The organism is Gardnerella sp. c17Ua_118, assembly GCF_055804255.1.
In genome coordinates, this window is sequence record NZ_JANUYT010000001.1 from 1556220 (window position 1) to 1568215 (window position 11996).

At 48.8% G+C, this 11996-nt stretch carries 12 protein-coding genes; 7 read left to right on the forward strand and 5 right to left on the reverse strand.

What is annotated here, in order from left to right; all coding sequences use genetic code 11:
• Positions 1 to 11: 11 nt before the first annotated feature.
• Positions 12 to 1715, reverse strand: a complete 1704-nt coding sequence (gene ffh, locus NYP69_RS06325; protein WP_473413050.1) for a signal recognition particle protein — start codon at positions 1713 to 1715, stop codon at positions 12 to 14.
• A gap of 72 nt (positions 1716 to 1787) precedes the next feature.
• The gene (gene cysS / locus NYP69_RS06330) at positions 1788 to 3383 is read right to left on the reverse strand and encodes a cysteine--tRNA ligase (protein WP_473413051.1); all 1596 of its coding nucleotides are present in this window, start codon (positions 3381 to 3383) and stop codon (positions 1788 to 1790) included.
• Positions 3384 to 3718: 335 nt separating this feature from the next.
• Between cysS and NYP69_RS06335 the strand changes: the two genes are divergently transcribed.
• Positions 3719 to 5113, forward strand: coding sequence for a nicotinate phosphoribosyltransferase (locus tag NYP69_RS06335; protein ID WP_473413052.1), 1395 nt, complete (start codon positions 3719 to 3721; stop codon positions 5111 to 5113).
• Between the two features lie 38 nt (positions 5114 to 5151).
• Here the strand turns inward: NYP69_RS06335 and NYP69_RS06340 are convergent, their stop codons facing one another.
• A complete protein-coding gene (locus tag NYP69_RS06340) occupies positions 5152 to 5436 on the reverse strand; it encodes a DUF3039 domain-containing protein (protein WP_414101494.1) in 285 nt (94 codons plus the stop codon).
• A 549-nt stretch (positions 5437 to 5985) separates the two neighbouring features.
• On the opposite strand from NYP69_RS06340, the gene coaD reads away from it, so the two are divergent.
• The 6 genes from coaD (at position 5986) to NYP69_RS06370 (ending at position 11441) form a co-directional block, all read left to right on the forward strand.
• A complete protein-coding gene (gene coaD, locus NYP69_RS06345; protein ID WP_473413053.1) occupies positions 5986 to 6558 on the forward strand; it encodes a pantetheine-phosphate adenylyltransferase in 573 nt (190 codons plus the stop codon).
• A 102-nt stretch (positions 6559 to 6660) separates the two neighbouring features.
• On the forward strand, positions 6661 to 7644 hold the full coding sequence (locus tag NYP69_RS06350; protein ID WP_473413054.1) for a hypothetical protein: 984 nt from the start codon (positions 6661 to 6663) through the stop codon (positions 7642 to 7644).
• A gap of 1 nt (position 7645) precedes the next feature.
• Positions 7646 to 8284 carry a YceD family protein gene (locus NYP69_RS06355; protein ID WP_473413055.1) on the forward strand — a complete coding sequence of 213 codons (639 nt, stop codon included), beginning with the start codon at positions 7646 to 7648 and terminating at the stop codon, positions 8282 to 8284.
• 113 nt (positions 8285 to 8397) lie between these two features.
• Complete coding sequence (rpmF, locus tag NYP69_RS06360; protein ID WP_004113441.1) at positions 8398 to 8592, forward strand: 50S ribosomal protein L32; 195 nt, start codon at positions 8398 to 8400, stop codon at positions 8590 to 8592.
• Between the two features lie 722 nt (positions 8593 to 9314).
• Positions 9315 to 10265, forward strand: coding sequence for a ribonuclease III (rnc, locus tag NYP69_RS06365; protein ID WP_473413082.1), 951 nt, complete (start codon positions 9315 to 9317; stop codon positions 10263 to 10265).
• A gap of 42 nt (positions 10266 to 10307) precedes the next feature.
• Positions 10308 to 11441, forward strand: coding sequence for a tyrosine recombinase XerC (locus tag NYP69_RS06370; RefSeq protein WP_473413056.1), 1134 nt, complete (start codon positions 10308 to 10310; stop codon positions 11439 to 11441).
• 9 nt (positions 11442 to 11450) lie between these two features.
• On the opposite strand, the gene NYP69_RS06375 is transcribed toward NYP69_RS06370, so the two are convergent.
• Positions 11451 to 11711, reverse strand: a complete 261-nt coding sequence (locus NYP69_RS06375) for a Txe/YoeB family addiction module toxin (RefSeq protein ID WP_473413057.1) — start codon at positions 11709 to 11711, stop codon at positions 11451 to 11453.
• Positions 11704 to 11967, reverse strand: coding sequence for a type II toxin-antitoxin system RelB/DinJ family antitoxin (locus NYP69_RS06380; RefSeq protein ID WP_004113434.1), 264 nt, complete (start codon positions 11965 to 11967; stop codon positions 11704 to 11706). The genes NYP69_RS06375 and NYP69_RS06380 overlap by 8 nt, the downstream gene beginning before the upstream one ends.
• Positions 11968 to 11996 lie beyond the last annotated feature (29 nt).

The following is an 11996-nucleotide window of genomic DNA, read 5'->3' on the forward strand; positions in this document are numbered from 1 at the left end:
CATTATTTGCATTATCTGCCGAAAAGTCCTGCGAGTCCGCCACCCAAATTAGGCGGCAAATCAGGCATTCCGCCAGCAAAATCACCTTCGCCACTCATAAGATTTTGAAGATTTTCTTGCAAATTATTAGGCAAATCCTGCTTCTTCTTCATAAAGGCAGACTCGCCAGCGTCATCGCCATCATTCGCACTACTTGCAGAAGAATTTCCAGACAAGCGGTCTCTGAGAGCGCGCTCTTCGGCCTCGCGGCGCATAGGATTGCCAGACTTTCCGCTCTTCTTCTTGCTCTTTTTGTCTTTACGCTTGGACTTTCCAGCGCCGCCGCCAAACCCAGGAATTCCGCCCATTCCAGGCATTCCTGCGCCGCCGCCATTGCTCATGCGCTTCATCATCTTAGCTGCTTGCTCAAAGCGTTGCAAAAGCGCATTCACCGCGGAAACTGAAACGCCCGCGCCAGCTGCGATTCGCGCGCGCCTAGAACCATCAATAATCTTGGTGTCTTTGCGCTCCTTAGGCGTCATCGAGCGAATAATCGCCTCTGTGCGGTCTATCTCGCGGTCGTCAAACTGCTCAAGCTCCTGCCTGTGCGCCGCCATTCCAGGCATCATACCAAGAATTTTCTTCATAGAACCAAGCTTTTTAACCTGCTGAAGCTGATCCAAAAAGTCATCTAGTCCAAAAGTTCCTTCAGATATTTTGGCGGCCGCTTTTCTAGACTCTTCCTCGTCAAACTGCTTTTGCGCATTCTCAATAAGCGTTAGAATATCGCCCATGTCGAGGATTCTGGAGGCCATTCTATCTGGGTGGAAAATCTCAAAATCCTTCAAACCTTCGCCAGTAGAAGCGAACAAAATCGGCTTGCCAGTTACGCTTGCAACAGATAGCGCAGCGCCGCCTCGCGCATCGCCATCTAACTTAGAAAGCACAACGCCCGTAAAGTCAACGCCCTCGTTAAACGCTTGAGCCGTGCGAACAGCATCCTGACCAATCATGGCGTCTATAACAAACAGGATTTCTTGCGGATTAACAGCATCGCGAATTTCGCGCGCCTGCTGCATAAGAGCATCGTCCACGCCAAGGCGACCAGCGGTATCGATAATAACCGTGTCGTACATTTTTGCGCGCGCGTAGTCGATGGAATCTCGTGCAACCTTAACAGGGTCTCCAGTTGCTAAACCAGCCGAAACAACTTCGCTGCCGCCATCACTTTGCACGCCTCGCTCTGGCGCAAAAATCGCCACGCCTGCGCGCTCTGCAACAACCTCAAGCTGCGTAACGGCGTTAGGGCGCTGCAAATCCGCCGCAACAAGCAAAGGCGTATGCCCAGAATCCTTAAGCCAGTAGCCCAATTTTCCTGCGAGCGTTGTTTTACCAGCGCCTTGCAAACCAGCAAGCATGATTACGGTTGGGGGGTATTTTGCAAAATTCAGCGGTCGCTCAACGCCTGCGCCCAAAACGTTTGTAAGCTCGTCGTTTACAATTCGCACAACCTGTTGTGCAGGATTTAGTGCGCTAGAAACTTCTTCGCCAAGTGCGCGCTCGCGGATTTTAGCTGTAAAAGATCGCACAACGTCTAGAGCTACGTCTGCGTCTAAAAGCGCGCGGCGGATTTCGCGAATTGTGCCGTCTATGTCGGAATCGGAGAGTTTGCCTTTTCTGCGCAAGTGCTTGAATGCGCCAGAAAGTCTTTCTGTTAACGAACTAAATGCTGCCATAATTGCTCTATTCTACAGGTTGTTTGGAACGTTTTGTTATGTTGCTTTTTATTATGTTTACATTGCTTTTGATTAAGACAAATGCCACGATGAACCTTGTGCGCAATCTTCGATTACAACGCCAGCGGCGGTTAAAGAGTCGCGAATCGCGTCTGCGCGTGCAAAATCCTTAGCAGCGCGCGCAATCGCCCTTTGTTCAAGTTGATTTGCAATCAAAGATTCAAGAGCTTTGTGTTCCGCGCTTGCGCCACTATTCGCGCCTTCGCTCAAATCTTGCGATTTTTGCGCGTTGCTTCGCCATTGTGGGGAGTAAGGGTCTAGCCCAATCGTGTCTAGCATTGCGCGAACTTGCAAAACACAAGTCTTAATAAGGTTTTTAATGCCATCGTTTTGACTGTTATCTTGACTTTGCGCATAGTCGTCCAAAAGCGCGTTGCCAGAGCGAATCGCAGTAAAAATCGCAGCCAGCGCGCCCGAAACGTTAATGTCGTCGTTCATAGCTTTAGTAAAATCTTCTGGAAGATTATCTGCATCAACGCTTTGAACTTCCGCATAATCTGGCTGATTTTCGATTACGCGGCCTGCGCGCTCGAGGAAGTTAGATATGCGATCATAAGCCGATTGTGCCTCGTTCAAAGATTGATCCGACCACTCCAGCATTGCGCGATATTGCACGCCGCCTAGCGCATATCGCACAACCCACGCGGATTTTTGAGCCAGAACAGATGGAACAGAAAGGCCGTTTCCAAGGGATTTGCTCATTTTTTCGCCCTTAGATGTAACCCAAGCGGAATGCATCCACACGTTTGCACTCTTCCATCCAGCAGCAAGTGTTTGTGCCATCTCGTTTTCGTGATGTGGGAAGCGCAAGTCTAGTCCGCCGCCGTGAATGTCGAAGGAATCGCCAAGATAGCGGTGACTCATCGCCGAGCATTCAATGTGCCATCCTGGTCTGCCTGCTCCAAACGGTGTGTTCCAGCGCGCGTCTTTTTGGTCAAAATCGCAAGGTGCCTTCCAAAGAGCAAAATCGCGAGCATCATGCTTATCTGGGCTTGCGTCGGCAGGGTCAATCGGATTGTATTTGTCGGCTTTGCTGGATTTGTCGTCGCTATTGCTGCCATCTGAATTGCCATTTTGATGCGTAAGCGCGCCGTAATCCTGCCAACTTGGAACACTAAAATACACGTTTCCAGTAGGATTGCCATTCGCATCCGTTATTTCGTATGCGTGTCCGCGATCAATCAAGCGCTGTATAAGCTCCACCATGTCGTTTATGTGACCGGTTGCGCGCGGCTCCACAGTAGGCGGCATAACGCCAAGAGTATCGTAAGCTTTAGTGAATTCGCGCTCGTAAATGTAGGCGCGCTGCCACCATGTTTGGCCGTTTTCGCTAGCTTTTTTGATGATTTTATCGTCTATATCTGTAACGTTTCTAACAAAAGTAACGTTGTAGCCAAGGCGCAAAAGCCATCGGCGAACAACGTCGAAGGCGATTGCTGCGCGAATATGACCTATGTGCGGCGAGCTTTGCACAGTTGCGCCACACACGTACATTCCAACGTGACCAGGAGTAACGGTTGTAAACTCACTAGTGCTGTGAGTTGCCGTGTTGTATAAGCGCAATCGCGCGGCTGCTGTTGTAAGAGTTCTGTTCGTATTTTCAAGCATAATCTCAATTATATGTTTAGCTAATAACTCACGTTTAGAGCGCGCGAACGATTTGACGCATTTTGTACCATATTTGATCTAAATTACGTACAAACTCGGGAAAATAACTCCGTATTTTGTACCAGATTTGATTTAAATCACGTACATTTTCGGGCGCGACGACCTGCCTGAGCGCTTAGACCGCGCGAACGATTCGACGCACTTTGTAGCTTTGGTCGTAGATAGGCGTAGGACTATGATTGCAAGCAGATAGAAAATGCAAGCGCAGCTACGGAAAAATGGCCACTAACCGCCCTCCGAATGCACGCCACTAAAATCGCAAGAAAGGATTAAAAATGCTTGATTCTTTTGATTTCGCAAAGTCTGAAGCAAAGTCCTACACAAACTCTTCCGTACTCATGACCGATATGTACGAGTACACAATGCTCGACGCGGCACTAAAAGACGGCACAGCAGACCGCAAATGCGTTTTTGAGATTTTTACGAGGCATCTTCCGCAAGGCCGACGCTACGGAGTGGTAGCAGGCACAGGCAGAATCCTAGAGGAGCTAGCGCGATTCCACTTTAGTGACGAGGACTTGCGATTTTTGCAAGACCGAAAAATCGTTAGCAAAGACACCATTAAATGGCTAGAAAACTACCATTTTAGCGGCAAAATTCGCGGTTACAGAGAAGGCGAAATGTTCTTCCCAGATTCGCCGATTTTGCAAGTTGAAGGCACTTTTGGCGAATGCACTCTGCTAGAAACGCTGCTGCTTTCCGTGCTTAACTACGATTGCGCGGTGGCGAGCGCTGCGGCTCGCATGGTTTCCGCTTCTGCTGGAAGGCCGTGCATGGATATGGGCGGCAGGCGCACAAACGAGTGGTCGGCGGTGGCTGCCTCGCGCGCGGCGGTAATCGGCGGTTTTAAGGGCACTGCAAACCTGCTTGCGGCAAAGCTTTACGGTCTTAAGGCGATTGGAACGGCCGCGCATTGCTTTACGCTTGTGCACGACCGCGAGCGCGATGCTTTTGAGTCGCAGATTGCAGCGCTCGGCAAAGGCACAACGTTGCTTGTAGACACGTACAACGTAGAAGAGGCTGTTAAAACCGCCGTGCAAGTTGCTGGCGCGGATCTTGGCGGCGTTCGCATTGATTCGGGCGATTTGTGCGCTATGGCTCGTCGCGTGCGCGCGCAGCTCGATGCGTTAGGCGCTAAAAACACTAAAATCACAGTTACTAACGATTTGGACGAGTACGCTCTTGCGTCTTTGCAAAACGCGCCAGTCGATTCCTACGGCATTGGCACAATGCTTGTTACAGGTTCGGGCGCGCCTACTTGCGCAATGGTTTATAAGCTTACGGAGCGCCAGGGCGCGGATGGCGTTATGCAACCTGTTGCTAAGAAGTCTAAGAATAAGGCGACTGTTCCAGGGCGTAAACTTGCGTATCGTTCCTACGATTTTAGTGGAGTAAATGGTGGCGCTGCTGGCAATGGCGTAGCCGACTGCGAGCGCGTGATTTCTGGATCGGAGAGTGCGCTCGCTGATTTTAAGCCGCAAGATTCTTGGGAAGATTTGCTAGTTGACTACGTGCAAAATGGCGAATTTAATACGGAGTTTATGGGTCATGACGCGATTATGCGCGCACAGGATTATTGCACCAAAGCGCTTAGCAGACTTCCGATTTCTGCTCAAAGTCTTATGCGTGGCGACCCTGCGATTCCTACAGAAATCAGTGTTCTAGGCTAGTTTTGCTAGTTTATAAATCAGCTTTAATTTGAGTTACTCTAAAAGCCCAGATTGTTCATCTCTTCGTAGATTTTTTTGCACTCTGGGCAAACAGGGTAGTCATTTGCTTCGCGCTTTGGAATCCACACTTTTCCGCACAGTGCTACAACAGGGCGGCCAGTCAAGCGTGATTCGATTACGCGATCTTTGGAAACGTAGTGTGCAAAGCGGTCTGCGTCGCCGCCGTCGTCCATTTTTGCGGATTCGTCTACTTCTGGCTTTTCGAGCACGCTTGTGCTTGTGCTAGACCCAGAATCTGGGAGGCTTTGCGAATCGTCTTCCATAACAGCGTTCAAATTAGCAGCGTTTAAGCTATCGCCATATTTTGAATCATTTGAAGATGAATCATTTGAAAACGTCATTGCATCCCTTTCGTACAAATCCTTTTCACACAAATCATGTTTGCATAAATCGTGTTTTGTTGCTTGCGATTTATGTTTATACAAGCATAATTCATAATCGCAACAAATGCGCGAATCGACTTGCATGAACGCTTAGACCGCGCGAACGATATTTCCTATTTAGCGTTGCGCGAGGTTTGAGTATTTCTCTCCTCGCAGGCGCGCCAATCTGCCTTCGAGCTTAAAGCGTAGCGCGAGAAGGCAATTTGGAGCGCTGAGCAGCTCAATGCAGAAGCACTGCTTCTGCGCTGCGAAGACGTGAGCGCGCTTAGACCGCGCGAGCGAAACGCTTCATCCGCTGCGAAAAATCTCGAATCTCCACCGCACTTGCTGCAATCTATGTGAGTTTATGTAGTGTGATTGTGTCGGCTCGTGACCGATTCCTGTATAGATAGTGTCTAGCTCGTGCCAGACACGTGGTAACCTAAAATCATGACTATAGCTGTTTGCCCAGGCTCCTACGATCCCGTTACAGCCGGGCACTTAGACGTGATACAACGTTGTACGCATCTTTTTAACGAAGTGCATGTTTTAGTTGCGGTTAATGCGGCCAAAACGCCCATGTTTTCCGAGTTGGAGCGCGTGGATATTATTCGCAAAGCGCTGGAAGACTTAAAAGACGATTCGCCAATCGGCAAGTTTGCGCCACCTTTGCGCGGTGCAGCTAAATCGCCAGCGTGTAAAATAGTTGTTTCTTCTACAGATGGTCTTATTACAGATTATTGCAAAAAAGTCGGCGCAACCGTAATAGTTAAGGGATTGCGACAAAACGGTGACTACGAGGCGGAGCTTGGAATGGCGCTGGTTAATCGCAAGCTGGCTGGCATTGAAACCATGTTTTTGCCAGCGGATCCTATTTTGGAGCATGTTTCTAGCTCTGTTGTAAAAGACGTGGCTCGTCATGGTGGAGACGTTTCGGGAATGGTGCCCAATAATGTGATACCACTTTTGCAAAGCGTTTTTTCTAAAACAAGTCCAATATCAAGCGCAATATCGCTAAAATAAGTACAATAAAGTCATAAATTAAAATAATAAATAATAAATAATAAAATAATAAAATAAGATAATTAAGAGATAAGAGAGCAGCTACTTAGCGAAGGAGCGCAAATGAGCGAAAACGAAGACGACACAATGGAAAGCCAAGTATCGGCAAATCGCAGCCAAAAGTTGCCATTAAATCCAGTGATTGCAAACAGTGACGATTCGCCTAGTGCTGCTTTTGAAGCTTACGACGCTGTGCCTGCTGCAAGTAAGACTAATGATGATGCTAGTGATGATGCTAGTGATGCTGCTAGCGACTCAGCGGCGGCTAGCGATTCTGCGGCGGCTGGCGATTCTTCTGGAGACTCAGCGTCTGCTGGCGATAATGTGCAAAACTTGTTCCCAATGCCAGATTTGCGCGAGCGAGAAGACGGCGGTGCAATAGCGTTTGACGACGAAGAAGAAAACGTGTTTAAGGCAGCAGATCCGCAAACCGTTAGTGAGGAAGTGCGCACAAAGTCGCGCGAAGAGTTCACCACTGTGTACGACATAATCGACACGATGGAAACGGTGTTAAACAGCGCAAAGGGAGTGCTTTTTGCTGCTGGAATGGCAAAGGTGGATCGCGAAGAATTTGGCGATTACTTGTCTAGATTAAAAGACATGCTGCCTGTTCAGCTGGAGCGCGCTAGTGCGTTAATGCGAGAGGCGGAGAGGCGTTTGCGCACGGCGCAAGCTCAAGCAAATTCTGTTGTGAGTTCGGCTCAAAGTCAGGCTGCGCAAATGGTTGAGGAAGCTCAGGAGCGAGCCAGATTCTTGGCAGGTCAAGAAAATGTTGTTGCGATTGCAAGAAACCAAGCGCGCGAGATTGTAAACAATGCGCAAGCAAAGGCCGAAAAGCTTACTCGCGGTGCGGATCAGTACAGTGCCACGGTTATGGAAGGCTTAAAGCAGCAATTAGACAAGCTTGAGCAAGACGTTCAAGCAGGTCAGCGCGTTTTGGAAGAGCGTAGACGCGCGGCTTCACATGTGCAAAATCAGGCTGCTAGTAAGATAGATGAAGAATTTAACAGCGAAAGCAGTGAAAGAAGCGACGACGAAAGGAATTAAAATGACATCGCATCCCTCCCAGTCTTTGTGGGCGGTTCCAGTTGCGCAAATGGCAGCGCGTGCAGGAAGTAGCATGCAATTGCATCGCGATTTTCCAGCGCCAGAAGGCATTGGAGACAGCGTTATTGGCGTTAAGCCAGGGAGTGATGTTACGGTAGACGGCAATTTTGATTCCGTAGTGGACGGGCTTATGTTCCAGGGCACGATTACGGCGCGAGTGCATGCAGAGTGCTCGCGATGCTTGATGCCGTTGCATAGGGATTGGCCTGTTGATGTGTGCGCGTTTTTTGCGCGCGTGGAAAGCGGCAAAGGCGGCAAGAGCGCAAATGGCGGCGCGCGTTCTAATAACTCTAATGATGATTTAGAAGATGCTGATATTTGGGACGAGGGCGACGATTCTGGAAATGTGTATCCGCTGGTTGGTGGCGGCGATTTTGCCGACATTGAGGCGCTGATTCGAGACACAATGGTTAGCGAGTTGCCACTTAAGCCTTTGTGCGAGCCAGATTGCAAGGGTCTCTGCACTCAGTGCGGAGAGAATCTGAATGAGCATCCAGAGCATCATCACGACGTTACGGATATTCGTTTTGCAGCGCTTGAAGGTCTTAAGGAAAAGCTTGAAGCGCAAAATCGCAGCTGATTTGCACTACATAAACACACAAAATTGTAGTGCGTTTTTACATAATGTATGGCGCTTGCTGTAATATACAGAACGCTTAAGCTCAATCGGTTGAACGAAATAGAGGAAAGATTATGGCACTGCCAAAGTACAAGACCTCGCGCGCTAATACTCATTCGCGTCGCGCCAATTGGAAGGCTTCTGCCGTGCAGACTATTACCTGCCCGAACTGCGGTTCGCCAGCGTTGTCTCACATGGCTTGCCCAACCTGCGGTAACTTCCGCGGTCGCGTGTATCGCGAAGCAATTCGCTCTGCGCACACCAAGTAGGTTGTATTTTAAGAGAACCCTGCCATCGACGGGTGGCAGGGTTTTTGTTTTTTGCGTTTTGTTTTTCCCGATTTCTCTTGCTTGGTGTTGCGCGAGGTTTGAGTATTTCTCTCCTCGCAGGCGCGCCAATCTGCCTTCGAGCTTAGAGCGTAGCGCGAGAAGGCAATTTGGAGCGCTGAGCAGCTCAAGGCAGAAGCACTGCTTCTGCGCTGCGAAGGCGTGAGCGCGCTGTAACGCGCGAGCGGTTTTCCTAGCTTGGTGTTGTAGGAGGGCTGGCTAATTCTTGTCTCACAACGCTCCGCCTCTTACGTGTTGTCTGCTGTTGCGGTTGTTCCGATTTGGCTTTGATTTTGTTTTTGGTTGAAGTTTGTTTGTAGGCGTGTGTCATTGGATTATTTGGTATCGGCTGCCGCTCTTATACTGTTCGACCAAGAATCACCCAGCCCTCTTGCATGCTAGAACTTTTGCGTGTCTTTCATCACCGAGATTCTCGATTTTTCTTCTTCATTCGATGAATCACCATCAAAGATGCTGAGGTTCATCTCATTCAGTGCGAAAAATCTCGAATCTCTACCTGGTTTGGTGAAATCTGCGTAATCGTGTAGTGCGTTTGTACCTAAAATACGGCGTGTCGTCATACAATCGCACTACAAAAACACACAAAAATGTAGTGTGATTGTATAAAAATTGTGGCGAATAGCGCAAATCAACGACTTCAACGCATGCGCTATAATGTTGAAAATATGAGTGGGAACAATACAAAAGATCAGCATTATGGCAATAATGATGTAAAAAGTGACGTCAAAAGTAATGACAAAAGTGACGTTCAAAGTGACGTCAAAAATGACGTTCAAAATAGCGCGTACAAGAACCCAAGTCGTCCAGAAAATGCTAGAACTAGCAGCATTGGCGTTGCGCGAACACAAGATGGACACACGCAAAATGGTGACCCTACTCAGGAGCTTTTGCGCGCGCTTGGCACTACGATTTCGCCAGATTTGCTTGTTGAGGCGCTCACTCATCGATCTTTTTCTCACGAGCATCCAGGCACTAAAAACTACGAGCGCCTAGAGTTCTTGGGAGACGCTGTTTTGGAGCTTGTTTCTACAGAGACGCTGTTTTCTGCTCACCCAGACATGACGGAAGGTCAGTTGGCTAAGCTTCGCGCTAAGGCTGTTTCGGAGTGGGCTTTGAGCGCGGTTGCGCGAGATAAGTTGCATGTTGGGCCGTATATTCTTTTGGGTCATGGCGAGATGGAGCATGGCGGCGCTCAAAAAGACTCGATTTTGTGCGATATTGTTGAGGCGCTTATTGGCGCGACTTTTGTTGAGCATGGCATTGACGAGGCGCGCGCTGTAGTGCATCGCTTGATTGACGACACTTTGGCGGAGGTTCTTACGGAAGGCCCAGCTTTGGATTGGAAGACTTCGCTTACGGTTTTGGCGCACGAGATGGGGCTTGACGAGCCGCAATATAGAATGTCGGTTTCTGGACCAGATTACGCGCCCGTGTTCCGTGCACGCGCGGTTTTGGCGCACGAAAACGGCGATGAGCTGCTGGGCGAGGCGGATGGTTCTAGCAAGCGCAAGGCTCAGCTTGCTGCTGCAGATAAAGCGTGGCACGTGTTGGATAGAAGGCGTAAATCGAGCGCGAGCGAAGAAAGCGGTAATTAGGTCTTTCTGATTGCTGTTATATAGGCGATTTGAGGCGGTTCTATGACTAGCAGTCGTAATAATAATGATTTATTATTTGACGATGATTCAGCATCATCAACGGTTGCTGGCGACTTTTGCGACTTACGCTACCACTGTGCGCGCTACGTTGACTATTTGCGCGCCAACAAAGGCCTTGGGGAGGCCACTTTGCGCGCGTACGGCGCGGATGTTTTGCAATGCTTAGAGTGGTGTAGTAGCAACGGTTTTTGCGATTTGCGCGCGGTTTCCACGGGTGTTTTGCGCCAATGGATGTATTGGCTTAACAAGAATCACGCGCGCTCAAGTTTGGCGCGCAAAGTGGTAGCTGTGCGCGGCTTTTTTGCGTGGGCTAAGCACGTTGGTTTGATTAGCGCAAATCCTGCGCAAATTCTTTCAACTCCTAAGATTGCTAATGAGCTTCCTACTGTTTTAGACGAGGCGCAAGCGCAAAAGTTGCTTGATTATGCGGATAGTTATGCAGATAATTGCGCAGATAATTGCGCGGATAATTGCGCTGATAACTTTGCGCAGGATTCAACTGAGCAAAGCAGTAAGCAAAAAAAGCCTCGCGCGCAAAAGTCGCAAGCTTCCGAGCGTAAAGAAAATACGCCACTAAAATCGCCCCAAAAATCCCCTCAAGAACATGCACTCGCCCTTAGAAACGCTGCGATTCTAGAGCTTTTATACGCAACGGGCATGCGCGTGGGGGAGCTTACAAGCCTTAATGTGCAAGATGTGGATTTTGAAAATCACACTGTAAAAGTTACAGGTAAAGGAAATAAGCAGCGCGTGGTGCCGTTTGGCGTTCCTGCTGCAAACGCTTGCAAAGAGTGGATTGAGCATGGTAGAAGTGCGCTGCTGGAAAAGCACGCAGAAACCTCGCAAGCGCTGTTTTTGGGCGCGCGAGCAAAGCGCATTGACCAGCGCATTGTTAGAAGTATTGTTCACGCGGCTGCAGCTGCTGCAAACGTGCCAGATGTTGCACCGCACGCACTTCGCCACAGTGCTGCAACGCATATGCTCAACGGTGGAGCGGACCTTCGCGAGGTTCAGGAGCTTTTGGGGCATTCGTCGCTTAACACAACCCAGCGCTATACACACGTTTCTATTCAGGCTCTTAAGCAGCGCTACTCACAAGCCTTTCCGCGCGCGTAAATTTTGCGATCATCTGTCATAATGTGAACCGCACTGAACTATTCTCACTATGCTTCCATCGATTCGGTAAACTATTCTGTTGCAATCATCAATCCGCCTGCTCCAGTATCCAGAAAAATCACCTTTCAGAGGTTCTGGTTTACCTATGCCATTGTATCCATTGCGATCAATGTCTTTAAGAAGCTGAAGGATTCTCTTAAGAGTTTTCTTATCTTGCTTAGACCAGTACTCAAAGTCTTCCCATGCTTCATCTGTCCACGCTTTAATCATCTAGCGGAACCTCGTGTATAGTGCCGCCTGTTTCTTCCATGTGTGCTATGGATTTTTTAAGACGACTTATATTCTCTGGATTGTAAAACGGATCTGCTGAAACTTCGAATGGTATTCTGTGCTCTCTTCCAACTTTCTTAGCAAATATTGTGAATGCTGCACTCATTGAAAGCCCTAGTTCTCGGCAAACATTTTCCATAAGTCGTTTATCGTCTGCATTTAGCTTGAAATTAATGTTCACTGTATTTGTTGTCATCTAAATTACCACCTTTCTAAATAAGATTT

Bases quoted from the DNA above. Each gene is read 5' to 3' on its own strand.
- ffh (WP_473413050.1), bottom strand. From the start codon at position 1,715: ATGGCAGCATTTAGTTCGTTAACAGAAAGACTTTCTGGCGCATTCAAG.
- cysS (WP_473413051.1), bottom strand. From the start codon at position 3,383: ATGCTTGAAAATACGAACAGAACTCTTACAACAGCAGCCGCGCGATTG.
- NYP69_RS06335 (WP_473413052.1), top strand. From the start codon at position 3,719: ATGCTTGATTCTTTTGATTTCGCAAAGTCTGAAGCAAAGTCCTACACA.
- NYP69_RS06340 (WP_414101494.1), bottom strand. From the start codon at position 5,436: ATGGAAGACGATTCGCAAAGCCTCCCAGATTCTGGGTCTAGCACAAGC.
- coaD (WP_473413053.1), top strand. From the start codon at position 5,986: ATGACTATAGCTGTTTGCCCAGGCTCCTACGATCCCGTTACAGCCGGG.
- NYP69_RS06350 (WP_473413054.1), top strand. From the start codon at position 6,661: ATGAGCGAAAACGAAGACGACACAATGGAAAGCCAAGTATCGGCAAAT.
- NYP69_RS06355 (WP_473413055.1), top strand. From the start codon at position 7,646: ATGACATCGCATCCCTCCCAGTCTTTGTGGGCGGTTCCAGTTGCGCAA.
- rpmF (WP_004113441.1), top strand. From the start codon at position 8,398: ATGGCACTGCCAAAGTACAAGACCTCGCGCGCTAATACTCATTCGCGT.
- rnc (WP_473413082.1), top strand. From the start codon at position 9,315: ATGCGCTATAATGTTGAAAATATGAGTGGGAACAATACAAAAGATCAG.
- NYP69_RS06370 (WP_473413056.1), top strand. From the start codon at position 10,308: ATGACTAGCAGTCGTAATAATAATGATTTATTATTTGACGATGATTCA.
- NYP69_RS06375 (WP_473413057.1), bottom strand. From the start codon at position 11,711: ATGATTAAAGCGTGGACAGATGAAGCATGGGAAGACTTTGAGTACTGG.
- NYP69_RS06380 (WP_004113434.1), bottom strand. From the start codon at position 11,967: ATGACAACAAATACAGTGAACATTAATTTCAAGCTAAATGCAGACGAT.